This window comes from Kitasatospora sp. NPDC091207, from assembly GCF_044768625.1.
Lineage (GTDB): Bacteria > Actinomycetota > Actinomycetes > Streptomycetales > Streptomycetaceae > Kitasatospora.
The window spans coordinates 200,617-221,414 of the sequence record NZ_JBIVVS010000015.1 but is presented as its reverse complement, the minus strand read 5'-3'; the positions used below and the strand labels follow the sequence as shown (position 1 = coordinate 221,414).

Annotated in this window: 17 protein-coding genes; 13 read left to right on the top strand and 4 right to left on the bottom strand. The window is 75.0% G+C overall.

The window, feature by feature from the left end:
- Nucleotides 1-203: 203 nt before the first annotated feature.
- Nucleotides 204-719: a universal stress protein gene (locus ACIQTO_RS24335; RefSeq protein WP_402391689.1), complete on the top strand. Its 516-nt coding sequence runs from the start codon at nt 204-206 to the stop codon at nt 717-719.
- Between the two features lie 133 nt (nt 720-852).
- Here the strand turns inward: ACIQTO_RS24335 and ACIQTO_RS24330 are convergent, their stop codons facing one another.
- Nucleotides 853-1,167: a chaplin family protein gene (locus ACIQTO_RS24330; RefSeq protein ID WP_402391687.1), complete on the bottom strand. Its 315-nt coding sequence runs from the start codon at nt 1,165-1,167 to the stop codon at nt 853-855.
- A 294-nt stretch (nt 1,168-1,461) separates the two neighbouring features.
- Here ACIQTO_RS24330 and ACIQTO_RS24325 point away from each other — a divergent pair, with 294 nt between their 5' ends.
- The 8 genes from ACIQTO_RS24325 (at nt 1,462) to yidD (ending at nt 10,437) form a co-directional block, all read left to right on the top strand.
- Nucleotides 1,462-2,988 carry a PLP-dependent aminotransferase family protein gene (locus tag ACIQTO_RS24325; RefSeq protein WP_402391685.1) on the top strand — a complete coding sequence of 509 codons (1,527 nt, stop codon included), beginning with the start codon at nt 1,462-1,464 and terminating at the stop codon, nt 2,986-2,988.
- Between the two features lie 238 nt (nt 2,989-3,226).
- Complete coding sequence (locus ACIQTO_RS24320) at nt 3,227-3,736, top strand: hypothetical protein (protein WP_402391682.1); 510 nt, start codon at nt 3,227-3,229, stop codon at nt 3,734-3,736.
- A gap of 125 nt (nt 3,737-3,861) precedes the next feature.
- Nucleotides 3,862-4,755: a DUF1963 domain-containing protein gene (locus ACIQTO_RS24315; RefSeq protein ID WP_402391680.1), complete on the top strand. Its 894-nt coding sequence runs from the start codon at nt 3,862-3,864 to the stop codon at nt 4,753-4,755.
- Nucleotides 4,756-4,889: 134 nt separating this feature from the next.
- On the top strand, nt 4,890-5,867 hold the full coding sequence (locus ACIQTO_RS24310) for a hypothetical protein (protein WP_402391677.1): 978 nt from the start codon (nt 4,890-4,892) through the stop codon (nt 5,865-5,867).
- A 548-nt stretch (nt 5,868-6,415) separates the two neighbouring features.
- Nucleotides 6,416-7,825: a family 2B encapsulin nanocompartment shell protein gene (locus ACIQTO_RS24305; RefSeq protein WP_402391698.1), complete on the top strand. Its 1,410-nt coding sequence runs from the start codon at nt 6,416-6,418 to the stop codon at nt 7,823-7,825.
- 272 nt (nt 7,826-8,097) lie between these two features.
- Nucleotides 8,098-8,949, top strand: a complete 852-nt coding sequence (locus ACIQTO_RS24300; RefSeq protein WP_402391675.1) for a hypothetical protein — start codon at nt 8,098-8,100, stop codon at nt 8,947-8,949.
- A 91-nt stretch (nt 8,950-9,040) separates the two neighbouring features.
- Nucleotides 9,041-9,814: a hypothetical protein gene (locus ACIQTO_RS24295; protein ID WP_402391672.1), complete on the top strand. Its 774-nt coding sequence runs from the start codon at nt 9,041-9,043 to the stop codon at nt 9,812-9,814.
- 86 nt (nt 9,815-9,900) lie between these two features.
- Complete coding sequence (gene yidD / locus ACIQTO_RS24290; RefSeq protein WP_402391671.1) at nt 9,901-10,437, top strand: membrane protein insertion efficiency factor YidD; 537 nt, start codon at nt 9,901-9,903, stop codon at nt 10,435-10,437.
- 116 nt (nt 10,438-10,553) lie between these two features.
- Here the strand turns inward: yidD and ACIQTO_RS24285 are convergent, their stop codons facing one another.
- Complete coding sequence (locus ACIQTO_RS24285) at nt 10,554-12,893, bottom strand: glycosyl hydrolase family 18 protein (protein WP_402391669.1); 2,340 nt, start codon at nt 12,891-12,893, stop codon at nt 10,554-10,556.
- Between the two features lie 277 nt (nt 12,894-13,170).
- On the opposite strand from ACIQTO_RS24285, the gene ACIQTO_RS24280 reads away from it, so the two are divergent.
- The 4 genes from ACIQTO_RS24280 (at nt 13,171) to ACIQTO_RS24265 (ending at nt 18,204) form a co-directional block, all read left to right on the top strand.
- A complete protein-coding gene (locus ACIQTO_RS24280; RefSeq protein ID WP_402391666.1) occupies nt 13,171-13,821 on the top strand; it encodes a class I SAM-dependent methyltransferase in 651 nt (216 codons plus the stop codon).
- Nucleotides 13,822-14,048: 227 nt separating this feature from the next.
- Complete coding sequence (locus ACIQTO_RS24275) at nt 14,049-15,956, top strand: PIG-L family deacetylase (protein ID WP_402391663.1); 1,908 nt, start codon at nt 14,049-14,051, stop codon at nt 15,954-15,956.
- Between the two features lie 291 nt (nt 15,957-16,247).
- Entirely contained in the window at nt 16,248-16,832 is a 585-nt protein-coding gene (locus ACIQTO_RS24270; RefSeq protein ID WP_402391661.1) for a TerD family protein, read from the top strand.
- A 313-nt stretch (nt 16,833-17,145) separates the two neighbouring features.
- Complete coding sequence (locus ACIQTO_RS24265) at nt 17,146-18,204, top strand: DUF5954 family protein (RefSeq protein WP_402391658.1); 1,059 nt, start codon at nt 17,146-17,148, stop codon at nt 18,202-18,204.
- Between the two features lie 31 nt (nt 18,205-18,235).
- Here ACIQTO_RS24265 and ACIQTO_RS24260 read toward each other — a convergent pair whose 3' ends face one another.
- Both ACIQTO_RS24260 and pqqB read right to left on the bottom strand, forming a co-directional pair.
- Complete coding sequence (locus ACIQTO_RS24260) at nt 18,236-19,660, bottom strand: lytic transglycosylase domain-containing protein (RefSeq protein WP_402391655.1); 1,425 nt, start codon at nt 19,658-19,660, stop codon at nt 18,236-18,238.
- A 234-nt stretch (nt 19,661-19,894) separates the two neighbouring features.
- Nucleotides 19,895-20,764: a pyrroloquinoline quinone biosynthesis protein PqqB gene (pqqB, locus tag ACIQTO_RS24255; protein WP_402391696.1), complete on the bottom strand. Its 870-nt coding sequence runs from the start codon at nt 20,762-20,764 to the stop codon at nt 19,895-19,897.
- Nucleotides 20,765-20,798 lie beyond the last annotated feature (34 nt).

The window sequence follows — 20,798 nt, the reverse complement described above, 5'->3', positions numbered from 1 at the left end:
CAAGATCGAATATGGGGTGGAAGTGGTCCGGGCCACAGGATTGGTGGTGTGAGGCCGGGCACATGGTCGACGGTGCGTGACGAGGTCTCGGCCGCCCGTGCCGGAATCGTCGGGTGGTGACCGGCTCCGGGGTGGCCCGCACCACAGCCCTCACCCGTCGTGCCCCTGCTCCTCACCCGCCGTGTCCGCCATAGCCTCGGGACATGAGCAACGAGAGCGATGCAGAGGCCGTGTTCGACGGGGCCGAGGAGCCGGGGGCGGCGGTCGCGCCGGCCGGGTTCGAGCTGGGGACCGACGGGCCCACGGTGATCCTGGCGGGGCTGGACGGCTCGGAGTCCTCGTGGCGTGCGACCGCCTACGCGGCGGGCCTCGCCCGGCGGCAGAACGCGACCCTCGCCGTGGCGTACGTGCAGCCCGTCCTCGGGGCGGCCACCGCGCTCGCGGGGGCGGCCGTGGAGGAGACCACCCAGGAGATCGCCGACGAGCTACTGGCGGCGCTGCGCGACGCCGAGCACCGGCTGAGCGACGTCTGGCGGCTGGACTGGCGCTTCCTGACCGTCCGGGGCGACCCGTTCACCGGCCTCGCGCGGATGGCGGAGGATCTCCGGGTGGACGCCGTGGTGGTCGGCGGCTCCGAGCAGGCCGGTCACCGGGTGATCGGCTCGGTCGCGGTCCGGCTGGTGAAGGCGGGCCGCTGGCCGGTGACCGTGGTGCCGTAGGCGAGCGGGCGGGGAAGCGGGGAGGGCGGCCGGGGGAGAGGGCGACGGAAGGACCGAAGGGCTGTGGTCCGGAGTGAACATCCGGACCACAGCCCTTCGGGTCGGCCGAGGAGCGGGCGACCGGGGTCCGCTCCTAGCTGTTGCCCCCGCTCCCGCCGCCGACCGGGTTGAGCGCGCCGCCGACGTTCACGCCGTTGCCGCAGATGTTGATCGGGATGCTGATCGGGATCTGGATCTGGTTGCCGGAGAGCACACCCGGCGAATTGGTGACGACGCCACTGGCGTAGGCCCCGCCGGTGTTGACGCAGGTGGTGCCGGAGAACGCCTCGTGGGGGGCGGCCATCTGCCCGGGAGCGTCGCAGTCGCCCGCGAACGCCGGGCCGGCGGAGATGACGGCCAGCGCGGCGCTGAAGCCGGCGGCGAGCAGGTACTTCCTGGTGTTGGTCATGCCGGAAGGAATAGCCAGCCGACACGCTGGACCGGACACGATCCCCCCGAACTGCCACCCGATCGGCGCTGCGATCCGACCCCGATGCAGGAGCCGGGCGGCGGGCCCGTCACCCGGACGGACGTGACCCCGCGCGGCCGCGGGGCCGCGCGGGGTGCCGTCCCCGGGCCCGGGGAGGAGCTCGGGACCGGGCCCGGGGGCAGGGCCCCGGCCGCGGGCCGCGGTGAGCCGCCGGCCCCCGGGGTGCCTGCCCACCCTCGGGCCGGTTCGTACCCGGCGATAGGGTTCGTGACCATGACGGACACCCCGGTCGCACACCCCCGGACGCCCGCCCGCCCGCCGGCCGGGCCGAGACCTCGCCCGGACGCAGCGGCGACAGCGACGCCCACGAGCGGCGGGCCCATCGCCCCGTCCGGCAGCGACCTGCACCTCGAACTGCCCGCCACCGGCGGCCGCCGCGCCGCGTTGATGGCCGCCCTGCGCGAGGCGATCCGCAGCGGCCGCCTCGCCCCCGGCACCCGGCTGCCGCCCTACCGCTCGCTCGCCGCCGACCTCGGCATCGCCCGCAACACCGCCGCCGATGCCTACGCCGAGCTGGCCGCCGAGGGCTGGCTGACCGCCCGGCAGGGCTCCGGCACGACTGTCGCGGACCGGGCCGAGCCGGTCGCCCCGACGCGGGCCCGCCGGTCGTCCCCGGAGGGCCGGCCCGCCCACGACCTGCGCCAGGGCCAGCCCGACGCCGCCGTCTTCCCGCGTACGGCCTGGCTCGCGGCCGGCCGCCGGGCCCTCACCGCCGCGCCCAACGAGGCCTTCGGTCCGGGCGACCCGCAGGGCCGCCGCGAGCTGCGGGTGGCCCTCGCCGACTACCTGGCCCGGGCCCGGGGGGTGCGCGCCGATCCCGAGCGGATCGTGATCTGCTCCGGCTTCGCCCACGCGCTGCGGCTGCTGTTCGACGGCGCGGGCGCGGTGCTGGGCGGCCCCGCCGCCGGGCCGCTGGCCGTCGAGGCCTACGGGCTGGGCTTCCACCGCGCGTTGCTGGCCCGGGCCGGGGTGACGGCGGTGCCGCTGCCGCTGGACGAGGACGGCGCCCGGGTCGACGCGCTGGCGGGGCACCCGGAGGTCCGGACGGCCCTGCTCACCCCGGCCCACCAGTTCCCGACCGGCGGCCCGCTGCACGCCGCCCGGCGGACGGCGGTGGTCGACTGGGCGCGCCGGTGCGGCGGGCTGGTGCTGGAGGACGACTACGACGGGGAGTTCCGCTACGACCGGCGGCCGGTCGGCGCGCTGCAGGGGCTCGACCCCGAGCGGGTGGTCTACCTCGGCAGCGTCAGCAAGAGCCTCTCGCCCGCGCTGCGGCTCGGCTGGATGGTGCTGCCCGAGCAGCTGGTCGACCGGGTGCTGGCCGCCAAGGGCGAACGGGAGGCCTGGGCGAGCGCGCTCGACCAGCTGACGCTCGCGGAGTTCATCGACTCGGGCGGGTACGACCGGCACGTACGGCGGATGCGCCGGCGCTACCGGGACCGTCGGGACCACCTGGTGGACGCCCTGGCCGCGCGGGCGCCGCACATCGAGGTGTCCGGGATCGCGGCGGGCCTGCACGCGGTGCTCCGGCTCGCCCCCGGGACCGAGCGGTCCGTGGTCAAGGCGGCGGCCTACCGGGGGCTGGCCCTGGACGGGCTGGCCGACTACCGGCACCCGCTGATCGGGCAGGACGCGATGCCGACGACGGACGGCCTGGTGGTCGGCTACGCCACGCCCCCCGACCACGCCTACCAGGCGGCCGTCGCCGCGCTCTGCGACATCCTGCCCACCCCGCTCTGAGCCGGGCCCCGGGCCGGAGCCCCGGCCCGGCCCGGGGCTCCGGCACCACCACCCCGGCGGGACGACTTCGCGGGGACCGGCCGCGGGCGTGCGGGCCGGAGGGTAAGGGGCCGTGGCGCGCCGGGGGGTGCCGTGGCGTAGCCAATGGTCCGCCGCGTCCGCTCCACTGTCATATGCCAGTACGGGCCCGGGCGGAGGCCCGCACCGGAACCGGCGACGGCCCCTACGCTTTCTGGTCATGCGCAGAACACATGTGAGCCGTCTCGGAATCGCCGCGATCCTGGCCCTCGTCGTCGGTCTGCTCCTCTCGGCAGCCCCCGCCCAGGCGGACACTCCGCTGCTCTCGGTCAGCTCCGACCGGGCGACGGCGACCCCGGGCTCCTCGGTGACGCTGACCCTGACCCTGACCAACCCGCACGACACTCCCGTGCAGTTCGTCTACCAGTCCGTCCAGCCGACCTACGACACCACCCAGGTCGCCGGTCTGGCGTACGCGTTCTCCGCCTGCGGCGGCGCCGTCAGCGCCTGTGACACCGGCAGCACCAGCGGCCTGGTGCACCACACCGTGCCCGTGGCCGCCGGCGCCACCATCACCGTCACGCTGACCTACGACATCGCCGCCGGCTCGGCCTGCGGCTCCGGTGCCCGGATCGACTTCTACACGTACCTCTACTACGAGTACCAGTCCGGGGCCGCGTCCGACTCCGGCATCTTCAACGTCCCCGGCAACGAGGTCGTCTGCTCCTGACCCGTCCGGTCCGGCCCGCTCGCGCGGGCACGCCCAAGCCCCCGTCAGGTGCCGGCCGCCCCCGTACCGGCACCTGACGGGCCTTTCCGGGTGGACTGTCGGACCCTCGTGGCAGGCTGACGCCCATGGCCGAACCGCTGACCGACGCGACCGACCGCGCCACCGTGTGCGCGCCCGCGGACCTGACCACGGACCTGGCCGGGGGCATCACCACCGACCTGACCGGCGCGGTGACCGCTCCGGTGCGCACGGGCGGGGCGGGCCCCGCCGGGCCCCCGCTGCCGGTCCCGTCCGGCGTGTCCGAGGCGATCCGCGCGCGGGCCGACGAGCGGACGGCGCCGCTGGTCCACCGGTTGATGCGGCCCTCGCTGGCGCTCGCCGCCGAGGGCGACGGCCCGTCGGCCGGCCGGCTCGGCGGGCTGCCCGCGCTGCCGGCCGGCACCGGGTGGCCGGAGTTCGCCGGCCGGCCGATGCAGCTGCTGGCCCAGCTCGACTGCGCCGGCCTGGCGGAGGCCTTCCGCACCACCGGCCACGGCGGCGACTGGCCGCTGCCGGTCACCGGGCTGCTGCTCTTCTTCCACGACGAATGGGTCAGCGACTTCAGCGGCCGGGGCTGCCGCGTCCTGCACGTGCCCGCGGGCGCCCCGCCCAGGCCCGCCCCGGCGGACGGGCCGGGCACGCCCGCGCTCCCCGCCGCCGAGGTCCGCGCCCACTGGCGGCTCTCCGCGCCCTCCTACCAGGACGGCGAGCTGGAGAACGTCTTCCCCGACGACTTCATGATCGCCCTCGACCTCGCCGCCGACTTCCGCGACCACCTGTCCGCACCCGATGTGCGGGTGCTCGGCTGGTGCGACACCGACACCGGCCGCCCCGCGGGCCACCGCCCGCTGCTCCAGGTCGAGAGCCGCGCCCTGGCGGCGGACTGGGGCGAGTGCGTCAACGTCTCGTTCTGGATCACCGAGGAGGACTTGGCGGCCGGGTGCTTCGACCGCGTCCGGCACGGCTTCGAGGTCGCCTGAGCGGGCCCCGGGCTGCCCGGGCGGCCTCGCCCCACCCCCACTAGGCTGCTGGAAGAGGTGGGGGCACCCGCCCGCGGCTGCCGGTCCGCCCGGCCGAGCGGCCGGTCCCCGATCGCCGAAGCGGTGGGACGGACGTGGCAGCAGAGGGAATGGCGGCACGCGACGCCAAGGCGCCCGACGGACCGGAGCCCCCGGTCCGTGAGCTGCTGCGCTCGGTGCGGGCCCACCCCTCCCGGCTGCCCGAGACACTCGCCGTCTTCGCCGTCCGCCATCGCGGCCCCCGGGCCGCCCGCCGGGTCGCCGCACTCCGGGCGGCCCGTCCGGAGGCGACGCCGGAGGAACTGGCCGGTCTGGCGGTGACGCACGCCCGGCGGGTGAGCCAGAGCGAGGGCGCGTTCGTCGGCGGGCCGTTCCTGGTGCTCGTCCCGTTCGCGTTCTGCACGGCGCTCCTGGCCCAGGGCCAGCTGTTCCTCGAACTCGCCGCCCTGGCCGGAAGGGATCCGGCCGCCCCCGCCCGGGTCGCCGAGGTGCTGGTGATCCAGGGTGCGTACCCCGACGTCGCCGCCGCCGAGCGGGCCCTCGCGACCGCTCCCCGCCCCGCGGCGGGCCGGCGGCGCGGGCTCTGGTCGCTGCTCTGGCGGATGGCCCGCCTGCTCGGGCTGACCAGCGAGGGGGTGGACCCGCCGCCCTCCCGCCGGCGGACGGCCGGCGGGTGGGCGCTGCTGCTGCTCACCCTCCTGGTCGGGATGGTCGCTCCGCTGGTCTGGCTGCCCTACATGGCGTTCTCCTACGCCCGGGCGACGGACCGGGTGGGTGCCCGGGCCGTCGACTACTACCTCGGTGGCGACGTGGCCGGGGCCGCGCTGCGGCGGCGCGGTTCCGACCCGGGGACCATCGCCGCCGCGATCAGGGCGGGGATCTCGCTGATCCTGCCGGTGGCGGCGCTGATCGTGCTGCTGCTCGCCGACATCCGGTGGGCCGGCAGCCGGTGGCCGTTGGTCTCGATCACGCTCGTCCTGCTCTCCTGCCTGGTCGGCGAGATCTGGCGCCGCCGCCGCGGACCCCTCCCGCGTCATCCGCGGTACCCCCGCCACCGCCGCCGACGGGGGTAGCGCGCGGTCGGGGCGCGCCCGTCGGCCGTTCTCGCCGGGGAGGACGAACGGGCCGCCCGGTACGGCCGGTTGCGACCCGCCGGGTGCGAACACCGGTCGTGGTTCGCACGGGGGCCGGACCCGGTCCGAGGCGGCCGCGGCACAGCGGCGCCGACCGTCGGCGATCGGACGTTCGAAGCTCGTACGTGTGTTCTGCCCGTCCGGGGGCCGGCCGGCGGCTCGCGGGCCTTCGCGTTGGTCCGTTCGGGTGGAAGGGATCGTTCCGGCGCGCGGACGATTCGCATGCACAGCAAGTCGCGGGTCCGTGGGGGGAGATCGCCGGACTCCAACCGCCTCGCGGTTCAGATTCACCCTATCGGGGGGTGCTGTGGGGCCGTACGGCCTCGGCCGGGCGTGGGTGATCTAGGGTTCCCGGTGGGCCGTCCCGAGTGGGCGGCGCCATCGCGCGAATATCGCCAACACCCCTTCCCGTACACGTATCTGATGATCCGTCCCCGACGTCCGGGGTGGGTCGGTGTGACCTTGACCAGATGAAGGAGACCCTGCCGATGCCGGTGGAGACCAGCCCGGAGACGCAGCAGGTGCCGCAGCAGTCGAGCTTGACGACGGCCGCTGCCCGCAACCTCGCCACCACCACCAAGTCCGCACCGCAGATGCAGGAGATCACCTCCCGCTGGCTGCTCAAGGTGCTTCCCTGGGTCCAGGCCGCCGGTGGCGCCTACCGGGTGAACCGTCGACTCACCTACACCGTCGGCGACGGCCGGGTGGAGTTCGTCAAGACCGGCTCGGAGGTCCGGGTCATCCCCCGTGAGCTCGGTGAACTCGCCCTGCTGCGCGGTTTCGACGACGACGACGTGCTGACGGCCCTCGCCGACCGCTGCGAGCAGCGCGACTTCGGCCCCGGCGAGGTGCTGGCGGAGCGGGGCGCCGAGGCGGACCGCATCTACCTGATCGCCCATGGCAAGATCAACCAGATCGGCACCGGCAAGTACGGTGACGAGACCGTGGTCGGCGTGCTCGGCGACGGTGACCGGTTCGGCGAGGACGCCGTGCTCGACCCGGACGCCGTCTGGGAGTTCACCGCCAAGACGGTCACCGCGGGCACGGTGCTCTCGCTGCCCAGGCGCGACTTCCAGGCCATCCGGGACGGCTCGCCCGCGCTCCAGCAGCACCTCGCCGAGTTCCTCGCGCTGCCGCTCCAGCGCCAGAACGAGCGCGGCGAGGCCGAGATCGCCATGTCGGCCGGCCACCAGGGCGAGTACGAGCTGCCCGGCGCCTTCGTGGACTACGAGCTGAAGCCGCGCGAGTACGAGCTGAGCGTCGCGCAGACGGTGCTCAAGGTGCACAGCCGGGTCGCCGACCTCTACAACCAGCCGATGAACCAGACCGAGCACCAGCTGCGGCTGACCATCGAGGCGCTGCGCGAGCGCCAGGAGTACGAGCTGGTCAACAACCCCGAGTTCGGCCTGCTCAACAACGCGGACTTCTCGCAGCGGATCCAGACCCACTCGGGCCCGCCCACCCCGGACGACCTCGACGAGCTGCTGAGCCGTCGCCGCGACCCGGACTACCTGCTCGCCCACCCGCGCGCCATCGCGGCGATCGGCCGCGAGCTGAACGCCCGCGGGCTCTACCCCCACCACGTCGACCTCGGCGGGCAGCAGGTGCCGGCGTGGCGCGGGGTGCCGATCCTGCCGTGCAGCAAGATCCCGATCACCAAGGAGAACACCAGCTCCATCCTGGTGATCCGGACCGGCGAGGACAACCAGGGCGTCATCGGCCTGCACCAGACCGGCATCCCGGACGAGTACCAGCCGAGCCTCTCGGTGCGGTTCATGGGCATCAGCGAGAAGGCGATCATCTCGTACCTGGTCAGCGCCTACTACTCGGCCGCGATCCTGGTGCCGGACGCGGTCGGTGTCCTGGAGAACGTCGAGATCGCGCACGGCCGCCACTGAACAACGGCCCGATCGGGCGCGGCGTGGCCGTAACCGGCCCACCGCAAGATCGTTTCATCTGACGTCGGACGGCCCGCCCCCGAGGCGGGCCGTCCGACGTCGCCCCTCCCGGTGCCGACCGAGCCCTCCGGCCGGCCGGGCACCCGGCCGGGGGCGGCCCCTCCAGACGAGGCCGGATCCCCGTGGCGGACGGTCTCCCGACGATGCGAAAGGTGCATGGACTCCATGCCGCAGCCCCAGCAGCCAAGACGGATACCGGTGGACGGGCAGTCGTGACCGCAGACCTGATCGTCGTGAACGGCGGTCCCTCCGGGCGGCGGGTCCGGTTGGCCGGTGCCGCGGCCGGAGTGGCCGCGCTCTGCGCACTGCTGAGCGGCGCGGCCGGCGCCCGGTCGCCCGAACACCACGGCGGGGGCGAGCCGCACGGGCCGGTCGTCGAGACCTGTGTCTCCACCGGGACGGACGTCTCGGTGGAGGTCGGCCGCGGGGGTGTGGGCGTCGAGGTCGACGTCGAGGTGGAGGTGGGCGTCGCGGTCGACCTCTCCGGAGTGCCGCACCGCCCCGGGCCGCGCCCGAAGCCCGGCCACCCGCCCTGGCATCACCACCACCACCCGTGCCCGAGCCCCACACCGACACCCAAGCCGTCCCCGACGCCCACGCGGACGCCGACCGCCACCCCGACCCCCACGCCGACCCCGACGCCGGAACCGAAGCCCACCCCGACGCCGACGCCGACCCCCGCGCCGGTGCCGCCGCCCGCGCCCGCCCCGACGCCGAGGCCCACCCCGCCACCCGTGTCGACCAGGCCCGCGCCGAAGCCCACGCCGAAGCCCACGCCGAAGCCCACCGTGGCCCCGGCCGTGCCGCCGCCGGCTCCCGCGCCCGCCCCCGAGCCGCCCTCGCCGACCGCGATGCCGAGCCCGGCGGCGGCCGTCCCGGTACAGCCGCAGCCGGTGGTCAAGCCGGTCCGGCTGCCACTGGCCCCGCCGGTGCCGGCTCCGGAACGCCACCACGGCAGCACTCCCACCCGGACGATGCTGCTGGTCACCGTGCCCGCCGTGCTCGCGGCCGCGGCCCTGCGCCCGCGCGGCCGGTCCGGCCGAGGCGGCTCCGGCCGCTCCTAGCGGCGCCCGTCCGAGGCGCCACCCGGCCCGGCCGCGTCCTGACACCGGCCGGGCCCGATCAGAGACACCCGAGCTCAAGAAGGGAGTTCCCATGTCCGAGTGGTTGGCGCTGGCCATCGCCATGTCGGCGGCCTGCGCCGTCGTGGTGGCGGTGGTGCTGCTGAGGCACCGCCGGGTCAGCGTGGAGGAGGACACCGACGAGACACCCGACGTCATCGAGTACATGACGATGATGATCGGCGTGGTCTACGCGATCGTGCTCGGCCTGGCCATCGCCGGCGTCTGGGAGGCGCGCGGCGCCGCCCAGGACGATGTGTCGCGCGAGGCGCAGTCGCTGCACGAGGTGAGCGAGCGCGCCCAGATCTACCCCGTCGAGTTCCGCGACAAGGTCCGGGCCGATGTGGACGCCTACGTCTCCTACGTCGTCGACGTCGAGTGGGCGTACATGCGCGAGCACGGCGAGATCTCCGACCGGGGCACCGAGCTGCTGGACAAGCTGCGCACCGATGTCGCCACCCGCACGCCGGCCACCGATCTGGAGGCCCAGGCCTACCAGCCGATCATGGACCGGATCAGCACCGTCGACGACGCCCGCAACGCGCGCGGCCAGAACGCCGGTCCGACCATGCCGGGGGTGGTCTGGTTCGGCCTGATCGTCGGCGCCGTGGTGACCGTCGGCATGGTGTTCGCGCTGCAGATCCGGCGTTCCACACGGGAGTTGCTGCTCGCGGGGGCGTTCAGCGCGCTGATCGCCTTCCTGCTCTTCCTGATCTGGGACTTCGACGACCCGTTCGGCCGGAGCGTCTCGGTGACGACACAGACGTTCACCGACCTGTTCCCCACCCTGGGTGGCGGCCAGGACTGACCGTCCACCGGGGTCGGCGTCCTTCGATAATCTGATCGAGCCGTCGGGGGTCGGTCCCGTCGGACGCATCGAGAGGATCGTCAGTCGTGACCTACCCGCCGCCCCAGCAAGGCGCGCCGTTTCCGCCCCGACGCCCCCAGGTGGCCTGGTGGTGGCTGCCCGCGACGGAGCGTCGCCGCCGCCGCAAGCAGCGGGAGGAGTGGCGGGCGCACCAGCGGCAGAAGGGCAGGAAGAACGACCGGGACTGCTCGGACGCCTGCGACTGCTGCGACCTCGGGGACCCCTGCCTGATCGCGCTGGTCCCGGTGATGATGGCCTCGGGCCTGCGGTTCGCCCTCACCGGGGGCCGCGGGTCGCGCGGCGCCGCCGCCGATCCGGCGGCGCCCGCCCCGCGGGGCTTCGCGGCGGGTGTGCTGTACGGGGCGGTGCGCCACTACCGGAGCGAGATCAGCCCCCGGCGTCCGGCCTGCTGCCCGTACACGCCGTCCTGCTCGACCTACGCCGTTCAGGCGCTGCACCGGCACGGTGCCGTGCGCGGGGCGCGGTTGACGGTCGGCCGGCTGCTCCGCTGCCGTCCGGGCGTGGCGCGCCGCGGCGGGGCGGACCCGGTACCGGGCCGCTGAGGCCGTCCCGGCCCGTCCGGCCCGGAGCGCCGATCGACGAGGCGGAGCGCCGGTGAGAGGCGCGGGGGCCGCGCGGATCACCGTGATCCGCGCGGCCCCCGTGTCATGACGGTGCGTCAGCGCAGGCTGTCGTTGATCGCGTTGAGCAGGGTGCCGGAGGCGTCGTCGTTCTCCAGCGAGAAGGCGAACATCCCGGCCAGGCCCTTGCTCTTGGTGTACGCCCCGCGCGCCTGGATGGCCTGCGGGGTGTCACCCGTCCAGAAGTTGGTGCCGTCGTAGACCCAGGAGGTCTCGGTCACCGGGTCCCAGTGGGTGGTGGCCGCCGTGGGGTTGAGCTCCTTCCAGGCGGCCAGGCCGGCCTCCGCGCTCAGCGGCTTGGCCGGGGTCGGACCGGTCGCGCTCTGGTACAGGCCGAAGGTGGAGCCGGCCGGCACGCCCGTCCACCCGCGCCAGTAGAACGGGATGCCCAGCACCAGCTTGTTGGTCGGGAACCCGCCCACGATGCCGTACTCCGGCAGGCCGGTGGTGTACGCGGCGAGGGTGGTGTCCACGTTGTACTTGCGGGTGCCCGGGGTGATCGGTGTGGTCGGGTCGGCCGGGCTGTCGTGCAGCGGGTCCTGGTGGTTCGTCGGGCCCTTGGCGTCCCAGGCGCCGTGCATGTCGTAGGTCATGACGTCGGCGTAGTCCAGGTAGGCGCCGATCTTGTCGGTCTCCAGCTGGGCGATCTTGTCCTGGCCGCTCGGCAGCGCCGCCGTCAGCAGGAACCGCTTGCCCTGGGCGTTGCCGAGGGCGTCCAGCTGGGTGCGGAACTCCTTCAGCAGCAGCGTGAAGTTCTGCTTGTCGGCGGCGGAGTAGTGGTTGCCGGTGTGGCCGCCGGCCGAGCCCGGGTACTCCCAGTCGAGGTCGACGCCGTCGAAGAGGCCGGCCGCCGAGGCCTGGCCGCCCGAGGCGTCACCGGCGACACCGGTCGGCAGGTTCCCCTTCAGGAACATGTCGACGCAGGAGGAGACGAAGGCCTTGCGCGAGGCGTCGGACGCGGCCGCGTCCGAGAAGTACTTGGAGTACGTCCAGCCGCCGATCGAGATGGTGAAGCGCAGGTTCGGGTACTTGGCCTTCAGCTGGCGCAGCTGGTTGAAGTTGCCCTTGAGCGGCTGCTCCCAGGTGTCGCTGCTGCCGTCGACGCTGGCCGCGCCGTTGTAGTCGGCCTGGTAGTCGGCGTAGGCGTCCCCGGCGCCGTCCCCGGCGTTGGGGTTGGACTCGTTGGCCGAGTCGGAGGCCTTCACGGCCTGGAAGCAGGTGTGCGTGGTCGGGTGGATGTTGGCGAAGGCGTAGGTGATGACGTCCAGCTTGCCCGCCGCGCCGCTGGTGTCGACGTTCTTCGCGTGGTACGCGTTCTCGTAGACGCCCCACTGGTCGAAGTAGGCCGAGCGGAACGGGCTCGCGGCCGGGGCGGCCGCGGTGGTGGTGGCGACCCGCGCGGACTGCGCGGAGCCGTGGCTGCCCGAGTAGGCCTGGACGGTGAAGGCGTAGCCGGTGCTGGGCAGCAGCGAGCTGACGGCCACCGAGGTGCCCATCGAGGTCGCCACCAGCTGGTTGCCCGCGTAGACCTTGTAGGAGACCGGGCCGTCACCGCTGGTCAGGGTGGACGGCTGCCAGCTGAGCACCACGGCGTTGTGGGTGACCTTGCCGACGGTGACCCCGCCGGGCGTGGTGACCTTGCCGTCCCCGGCCGGGCCGGTGCCGGTCGCGGTGGCCGTCGCGGTGGGGCTGGTGGTCGCCGTCGGGCTGGTGGTCGCGGTGGGGCTGGTGGTGGCCGTCGGGCTGGTGGTCGCGGTGGGGCTGGTGGTGGCCGTCGGGCTGCTGGTCGCGGTCGGGCTGTTCGACGCCGTCGGGCTGGTGGTGCCGGTCGGCCCGGCCGGGCCGGTCAGGCTGAGGTCGTCCGCGCGGTACGTGCCGGTGCCGTACCAGCCGTGCGTGAACACCGTCACCGAGGTGGTGGCGGCGCCGGTGGTGAACGTGGAGCTCAGCTGCGTCCAGCCGGTCGCGTTGGGCGCCCAGGACGAGGAGTTGACGCCGGTCCCGGTCGCGCCCAGGTAGACGTAGCTGCCCTGGACCCAGCCCGACAGGGTGTACTGGGTATTGGGCTGGACGGTGACGGTCTGCTGGCACTGCGCGGTGTCGGAGGCCGAGGCGGCCCCACTGAGCGCGTAACTCCCGCTGTGCACCGCGGTGGTGACGACGGATCCGTTGACGCAGGTCCAGCCGGCCAGGGAGCCGGTCTCCAGACCGGCGTTGGTCAGCAGGTTGACGGGCGCGGCCGAGGCCGTGTTCAGGGAGAGCGTGAGCGCGGCGGTGCCGGTGGTGAGCGTGGCCGCCAGGGCCAGTGCGGTGGCCCGCCGGCGTGGTGCGGCGGTTCGTCGCTCGGCAGGGCGCGCGGGCGTGACTCGGTCGTGCATGCGGTGTCCTCCGGATGAGTGGGGGTTCCGGCGGTGCGGTGGCCCGGGCGGGCCGAAGGGAGCCGGGCCGAGCGCGGTGGGGGCGCGCGGCCGGGGTGACACATGCTGCGGAACGACGCGTCGAGGCGGCCGGACCACTGGCCCGTACGCATCAACGACATCACAGATTGGACTGGACCAATATTCGCCGTCAAGGGTGTCCGCCCGCTGGACGGTTCGGGAGCACGCCGCCGGTACGGTGGCGTACGGAGCAGCCCCGCCGAACGGAGGACGAGCCATGGACAGCCAGGACTGGGACGACCGCTACGCCGCGAGCGAGCTGGTCTGGGGCGCCGAGCCCAACCGCTGGGTGGTCGGCGAGCTGACCGGCCTCACCCCGGCCCGTGCCCTGGACCTCGCCGCCGGTGAGGGACGGAACAGCATCTGGCTGGCCCGTCAGGGCTGGCGGGTGACCGGACTCGACTATTCCGTCGTCGCCCTCGAACGGGCCGAGCGGCTCACCGCGGACCTGCCCGACGAGGTCGCCGACCGGCTCACCTGGCGCCATGACGACGCCCGCACCTTCCCGCTCCCGCCCGAGGGGTACGACCTGGTGCTGGTGGCCTACCTCCAGCTCCCCGCCGACGCCCGCCGGACGGCGCTGCGCCGGGCCGCCGCCGCGCTCGCCCCCGGCGCCACCTTGCTGGTGGTCGGCCATGACACCACCAATCTCACCGAGGGGGTCGGCGGCCCGCGGGATCCGCGCGTCCTCTTCACGCCGGACGACGTGCTCGCCGACCTCGCCGGGGCCGGGCTGCGGACCGTCCGGGCCGAGCGGGTCCACCGGCCGGTGGCCGCCGAGGCCGGGCACGGCGGCCCCGCGGGCGGGGGGCGGGACGCGGCGGTCGACGCCCTGGTGCGGCTGGAGCGGCCCGGTCCGCTCGGATAGGTCCGGTCCGGGCGCTCCGGAAGACCGGCCGGGTCCATGGTGGATGATCATTCCGACGACACGTCGGAACCGGCCGGGGGGTTCTCGACCCCTGCCCGGAAACGGGAGGAGCTACGAGCACGATGCGTTTACGGAAACCTGCCGGAATCACGCTGTCCACCGCCCTGGCGACGGGGCTGGCGGTCATCGGGCCACCCGCACCCGAGGCCGCGGCGGACCCGGCGCCGGTGGCAGAGTCGTTCCTGCAGATCGTCGCCCATCAGGACGACGACATCCTGTTCATGAATCCGGATCTGAGCCGGGAGTACGCGTCCCCCTCCGTCACGGTCTACCTGACGGCCGGTGAGACGGCGGACCCGCGGTTCGCCGACCCCTGCGCCTACGCGGCGAGCCGGGACGCCGGCGCGCGGGCCGCCCGGGCCCGGACCGCCGGTGTCGCGGCCCCCACCTGGACCACCACCCCGCTCCGGCTGAGCACCGGCAGGACCGTCGAGCTGGACACCCTGGACCAGGCGCCCCAGGTGAAGCTGGTCTTCTTCGAGCTGCATTCCAGCGGCCGTACCCCCGGGGCCGGGCAGGCGACGCTCGACACCCTCTTCAGCGAGGGCTCCACCGGGCCGTCCCACGCCGCCACCCTCGGGAGCGACCCGGTGGACGGTCGTTGCGACGCCACCTACGCCGGCCAGGAGTACCGCCACGACGACCTGGTCGCCTCCCTCGGCGACCTGCTGCGGCGGTTCCGTCCGACCGTGGTGCTGGCCCAGGACCCGCGGGTCGGCTACGGCTACACGCGGGAGACGACGAACCTCGCCGACAACTCGGACCACATCGGCGGCGCGCGATTCGCCGGCAAGGCCGTGGCCGGATATCACGGGCCCGACGGAAACGGTCAGGTGCTGCTGCGCAACTACCGCGACTACAACGTGCGGATCGACCCGCCGAACATCCCACCGGGCACGGCGGACGAGAAGCGGAAGACCTTCCTGGCCTATCTCGGACCGAACCGCAATGGTGCCGGCGCGCCGTACTCCGGCCGGTACGACCCCCAGCCGGATCCGGACGAGGCGCGGTTCTACGCGATGTTCCCGGGCCGTCAGTACGTGCGCTGGTCCAACGGCACCGCCTGGTCGGCCCTCGACGGCGCCGGCGCGCTGAACGCCTTCGCCGTGCTCGACGGCCGGGTCCGGACCTGGCGTGAGACGGTGCCGGGCGGCGGCTGGTCCGGGCCGGCCGCCGTCCCGGGCGGCGAGGACCTCGCCCCCGCCCTCGGGGTGGTGAAGGACGGCGGCGGGCTGATCCATCTGTTCGGCATCCGGCTGGGCGACGACCGGATCGTCACGACCGCGCGGACCGCCGACGGTGACTGGACCGCCTGGACGGTGCTCGGCAACCCGAACCCGGACGCGCCGGAGTACGTCGGCAGCCCGGTTCCCGTCCTCGGCCAGGACGGTCTGCTGACCGTCTTCGTCCGCAACGGCGGCGGCGGGGTGAGTGCGGTCTCCCAGCTGCCGCAGGGCGGTTGGACCACGGACTGGGCCGACCTGCGCGGCAGCTGGGTCCGGGACGGCCTCGCGGCGGCGCTCGCCCCGGACGGCCGGATCGAGCTGTTCGCGCCCGCCAAGGACGGCATCCTGCACTGGCGGCAGTCCGCCTCCGGCGGTCCGTTCGTACCGGACGCCGGGGTCCTCGGCCCCGCGCCGGCCGGTCCGGTCACCGTGGGCCGCAACGCCGACGGCCGGCTGGAGATCTTCTACCAGCAGGCGGGCAGCGGCCAGGTCGTCACCCAGTACGTGCGGACGGACGGCACCTGGACCGGCTCGCCCGACTCGCTGGGCGGGCCGGCCACCCTGGAGGGCGTCTCGGTGGTGACCGGTCACGACGGCCGGATGACGGTGGCGAGCCGCAACGGCGGCGGCGGGGTCAGTCTGGTCTCCCAGACCGCGCCCGACCGCGGGTTCGCCGCCGGCTGGTCCGACCTCGGCCAGGTGATCATCGGCGCGCCGGCCGTGACGCTGGACGCCGCCGGCCGGGAGGTCGTCCTCGCGCTCGGCCGGGACGCCTGCCTCTACGCCGTCCGGCAGACCGCGGCCGGGGCGGACAGCCCCTTCGGCGCCTGGCAGCGGGCCGGGAACTGACGGGGTGGACGCCCGGCGCCCGCCGTCGCGCGCGCGGCGCCGGGAGTCCGGTCGCGGCACGGGAGTCCGGCGGCGGTGCCGGGCGCCGCGTGCGGAACCGGCACCGCGTGGCGCTCCGGTCGGGGGAGTGGCCGGGGGAGCGGCCGGCGTCGAGCACCGCTCCGTGTCCGGACGATGTGGTGTTGACCGTGGGAGCGGGGTACGGGGAGTACCAGGGACGACCTTGTGCGCCGGGAATCTCTACAGTGTTGTAGATTCAGGGCGCAGGGTGGAGCAACGGAGGAGGACGCGATGAGCGTTTCGCTGGCCAAGGGGCAGAAGCTGAGCCTGGAGAAGCCGGGCGGGGGGCAGCTGGGCGTGGTGCGGATGGGCCTCGGCTGGCGGGCCGCCCAGAAGAAGGGGTTCTTCGCCAAGCTGCTGGCCTCGCAGGAGATCGACCTCGACGCCTCCGCGGTACTGTTCGCCGCCGGCAAGCCGGTCGACGTGGTGTTCTTCCAGCACCTCACCAGCAACGACGGTTCGGTGCGGCACAGCGGGGACAATCTGACCGGCGGCGCCGGGGACGCCACCGACGACGAGTCGATCACGGTGGACCTCACCCGGGTGCCGGCCGAGGTCGACCAGATCCTCTTCACCGTCAACTCCTTCACCGGGCAGACCTTCCAGGAGGTCGAGAACGCCTTCTGCCGGCTGGTCGACGAGCAGACCGGTGCCGAGCTCGCCCGCTACACCCTCACCGGCGGCGGCCCGTACACCGCCCAGATCATGGCCAAGGTGCAGCGTTCGGCGGGTGGCTGGCAGATGGCCGCGATCGGCCAGCCCGCGAGCGGGCGCACCTTCCAGGACCTGATGCCGGAGCTGACCAGGCACCTCTGACCGGCCCGTGAGCGGCGCCGGCCCCGGCGGGGCCGATGCCGCCCGCCGCCCGTGACCGGCCCGCCGCCGGTCCGCCGACCGGCGGCGCGGGGGCCGTCCGATCTCCCCCCGGACGGGCCCCGCGTCCGCTGTCCGGGCGCGTCGTCCACCCGCCCGGAGCGCGCCCGGGTGTGCCGTCGTGCGGGTGCCCGCGTCCCCTCGTGGCGCGCGCGGACCGGGGCCGAGGCGCGCAGGATCCCGCCCCGTTGCCCGGTCGGGTGCACTTCCCGGATATCCCTGCGGCACGCTCACCGCGTCCGCTAACACTGGCCGCATGGACGATGACGCTGTGCAGCTGCCGGAGCACCTCACCATCCGGGTCGCCCACACCGACGACCCGGTCGCGGCCGTGGCCGGCCTGGACGCCTGGGCGTCCCGCGAGCGGTACCCGAGCCTGCTGATGATGCCGCCGGCCTTCGGCTCCCTGGAGCGCACCGCCGAGGGCGCCTGGCGCATCCTCGGCTATCACGCGACGACCCCGCAGATGGCCCGCGACGACCTCGGCCATCAGTTCCGCTGTTGGGCCGAGGCCGCCCCCGGGACCCGGTTCGCCGCCACCTGGGACATCACCGACGAGGAACGGGCCGCCTACACCGAGGCCTACCGGCGGATGGACTGGGAGGCCCTCGACGAGATCACCGTCGCCGGGCGGGAGTACCGCGTCTTCCGTGCCGAACAGGTCCTGCGGTCGGGCCCCGAGGGCATCGAGCCGCCGCGCCCCACCGACCCGGACCCGGCCGCCGTCGGCAAGGCCTACAAGGTGCCGTCCCGGATCGACGGCTTCGTCATCGACCCCTCCGCCGGCGTCACCCTGGTCGACGGGATCCTCCGGCTGGACATGATGGCGCTGGTGCCGACCGGTCGCGGCATCCCCGAGGACGTCCGCGCCGAGGCCCGGCTCGCCTCCCGGCTGTACCCGAACGTCTTCGTGCTCCCGGCGCACTGCGCCGTCGCCGAGTACGAGGGCGGCCGCTGGGGCCCGATGACCGGGGCCTGCGAGACCCCGCAGGCCGCCCGGGACAGTCTCGCCGCCTACCTGCGCGAGTTCGCCCCGCGCCTGATGCCGGAGCTCACCGAGGAGGAGCGGGCCCAGTACGCGGCGGCCGCCGACCGGCTGGACGCCGAGCGCGGGCATGAACTCCGGGCCGCCGACCGGCGGTTCCGGCTGGTCCGGGTCGAACCGGTGGTCCGCCTCGGCCCCGACGGCCCCGAGCTGCCCCGCACCTCCGACTGGGATCCGGACCTCCCGGTCAAGGTGCAGGAGCAGCAGGACCGGGAGGCCGGCCACTACGCGGACGACGAGGACGACGAGGACGCGGCGGACCTGGACTGACCGGGTGCCGGATCCGCCGCGCCGCGCGCGGTCAGCGTGCCGACGGTGACGGGGAGAGGGCCGCCGAGGGGGAGGGCGAGGAGCTCGCCGCGGCGGCGTCCGTCGGGGCCGCCGTCGGGGTGCCGGTCGGGGTCGGGCAGCCGGGCGCGGTGGGCGTCGCGGTGGCCGTCGCGGTGGCCGCCGGGCTCGCGCCGTCGGTGGGCGTCGCCGTCGCGGTGGGAGTGGCGCAGGTGGTGGGCGTACCGCTGGGCGTACCGGTCGGGGTCGCCGTCGGGGTGCCGGTCGGGGTGCCGGTCGGGGTCGCGCTGGGCGTCCCGGTCGGCGTGGCGCTCGGGCTGGTGGTGGCCGACGGCGACGGCGAGGAGGTGGCCGTGGGCGCCGTGGTCGGAGCCGGGCTCGGCGTACCCGTCGGCGGCTGTGTGGGGGTGGTGGTCGGGGTGCCGGTCGCCGCGCCGGTCGGCGTCTCCGCGGGCGCGGGCGCCGCGGGGCTGGTCGCCGGTGCGGGCGCGGTGGGCGTGGGCGCGGTCGTCGCCGGCGTGGTCGCGAACGGGGACGGCGTGGTGGCGGGGGCCGGCCGGTCCGGGGTGGTGGTCGCGGTGCCGGTGCCGAAGTGGGACATCCAGTTCTTGACGGTCCGCAGGTACTCGCCCGAGTTGTTGTAGCCGAGGATCGCCCGGTCGAGCTGCGCCGGGTCGGCGAGGTCGCGCCCGCCCGCGCAGAGGTAGCGGCCGGCCGACTCGGCGGCGTCGAAGATGTTGTTGGGGTCGGCCTGGCCGTCGCCGTTGCCGTCGACTCCCCAGTACGCCCAGGTGGAGGGGATGAACTGCATCGGCCCGACGGCCCGGTCCCAGAGCCGGTCACCGTCGTACCGGCCGCCGTCGGTGTCGGAGATCGCGGCGAAGCCGTTGCCGTTGAGCGCCGGGCCGAGGATCGGCCGGTACGTCGTCCCGGCGGCGTCCACCCCGCCCCGGTTGGCCTGGCCGGACTCGACCTCGCCGATCGCGGCCAGCAGCTGCCAGGGCAGGTGGCAGGCGGGCGAGCGCAGGGCCAGCGCGGTCTCGGCCTTGCGGTAGGCGGCGAAGACCGTCGCCGGCAGGGCCGGTCCGGTCCGGAACGGTCCGGCGGACGGGTCGCCCGGCAGGGTCGTGGGCGGCTGCGGCAGCGGGACGGCGCCCCCGCCGTCCACCGGAACGGCGGACCCGCCGGGGAGCGTCGGCAGGGCGGTCCCGTCGGGCGCGGTGCCGGGCAGCGCGGTGGCGGAGACGACGACGGCCGTGGTCGGGTCGATCACCGGCGGCAGCGGCTCGGCGGCCGCGACGGCGGAGAGTCCGAGGCCCGTCACCTGAGAGCCGGTCAGGGCCGCCAGCGCGGTGAACGCGGCCGCCGTCCCGGTCATCCGCTTGCCCAGCCGTATCCGGCGGCCCGCCTGCTGTCCGCTGTCGAACCGTGCCTTCATGCCCTGTCCTCCCCGTCACCGTCCGGACCCCCGGGGAACGGACGGGCTGTCACCATCGTGCCTGCCAGTCCATGACAGTTCGTATTACCGCAATGATTAGTATCACGACGATCTGACCGGGCCCGGGTGAGCGGCGGCTGTCCCGGGCCCCACGGTCCGGTGAACGGGCAGGTGGCGGCGGGTCCGCGGCGCGACGCGCGCGGGGCCGGCCCGGCCGGGGAGCGGCGGCGGTGCTCAGAGCTCGACGAGTTGCCCGTCCTCGGCGACGGCCGCGCCCGCCGCGGCCATCGCCCGGGCCAGGGCGGCGGAACCGGGGGAGCCCGGGTGGGCCAGCGGGTTGGTGTTGTTGAGGTGGGTGTAGAGGTAGCGCGGTCCGGGGTGCCGGGCCAGGTGGACCAGCGAGTCCCGGACCGCCAGGTGGCCCATGCCGCGTGAGGTGCGCGCGCCGCCGGTGCCTTCGGCGAGTTCGTCGTCGGTCGCGAAGGTGCCGTCGAGGATCACCACGGCCGCGTCGGCCACCGCCCGGTCGAGCTCGGGCGTCCAGGCGGCCAGCCCGGGCGCGTACACCGCGCTCGCCCGGCTCCCGGCGGCGGTGAATCGGTAGCCGCTCACCCAGTCCGCCCGGTCCTCCCAGCCCTCGCCGGGCAGGTCGGCGGCGTACCGGGGCCGCTTGCCGCCGAGCGCCAGCGGTTCGGCGCGCAGCCCGCCGGCCAGCTCGACGGCGGTGCCGGGCACCACGGTCTGCCAGCGGGCCTTGGTGTAGGGCGCGAGCAGCGGGCCGACCGGGAAGGCGCCGTGCAGCGCGGCGCGGACCGGCTCGGTGGCGTGCACGCTCAGCCCGGCCGCCTCCCGCAGGGTCAGCAGGCCGAGGGTGTGGTCGAGCTCGCCGCTGGTCAGCAGGACACCGCGCAGGGGAGTGTCGCGGGTGCTCTCGGCCGGGGCGAGCTCGGGCGCGGCCAGCAGCTGGCCGCGCAGGTCGGGCGAGGCGTTGACCAGGTACCAGGCGGCGCCGTCCGCGCTGACCGCCAGACAGTCCTGACCGCGGGCGGCGCCGGTGCGGCGGGCGGTGCAGCAGCCCGCGCAGCCGCAGTTCCACTGGGGCAGTCCGCCGCCGGCGGCCGTGCCGAGGATCCGGATC

Coding starts and splice junctions, on each gene's coding strand:
- ACIQTO_RS24335 (WP_402391689.1), top strand. CDS start 204: ATGAGCAACGAGAGCGATGCAGAGGCCGTGTTCGACGGGGCCGAGGAG.
- ACIQTO_RS24330 (WP_402391687.1), bottom strand. CDS start 1,167: ATGACCAACACCAGGAAGTACCTGCTCGCCGCCGGCTTCAGCGCCGCG.
- ACIQTO_RS24325 (WP_402391685.1), top strand. CDS start 1,462: ATGACGGACACCCCGGTCGCACACCCCCGGACGCCCGCCCGCCCGCCG.
- ACIQTO_RS24320 (WP_402391682.1), top strand. CDS start 3,227: ATGCGCAGAACACATGTGAGCCGTCTCGGAATCGCCGCGATCCTGGCC.
- ACIQTO_RS24315 (WP_402391680.1), top strand. CDS start 3,862: ATGGCCGAACCGCTGACCGACGCGACCGACCGCGCCACCGTGTGCGCG.
- ACIQTO_RS24305 (WP_402391698.1), top strand. CDS start 6,416: ATGCCGGTGGAGACCAGCCCGGAGACGCAGCAGGTGCCGCAGCAGTCG.
- ACIQTO_RS24295 (WP_402391672.1), top strand. CDS start 9,041: ATGTCCGAGTGGTTGGCGCTGGCCATCGCCATGTCGGCGGCCTGCGCC.
- ACIQTO_RS24285 (WP_402391669.1), bottom strand. CDS start 12,893: ATGCACGACCGAGTCACGCCCGCGCGCCCTGCCGAGCGACGAACCGCC.
- ACIQTO_RS24280 (WP_402391666.1), top strand. CDS start 13,171: ATGGACAGCCAGGACTGGGACGACCGCTACGCCGCGAGCGAGCTGGTC.
- ACIQTO_RS24270 (WP_402391661.1), top strand. CDS start 16,248: ATGAGCGTTTCGCTGGCCAAGGGGCAGAAGCTGAGCCTGGAGAAGCCG.
- ACIQTO_RS24265 (WP_402391658.1), top strand. CDS start 17,146: ATGGACGATGACGCTGTGCAGCTGCCGGAGCACCTCACCATCCGGGTC.
- ACIQTO_RS24260 (WP_402391655.1), bottom strand. CDS start 19,660: ATGAAGGCACGGTTCGACAGCGGACAGCAGGCGGGCCGCCGGATACGG.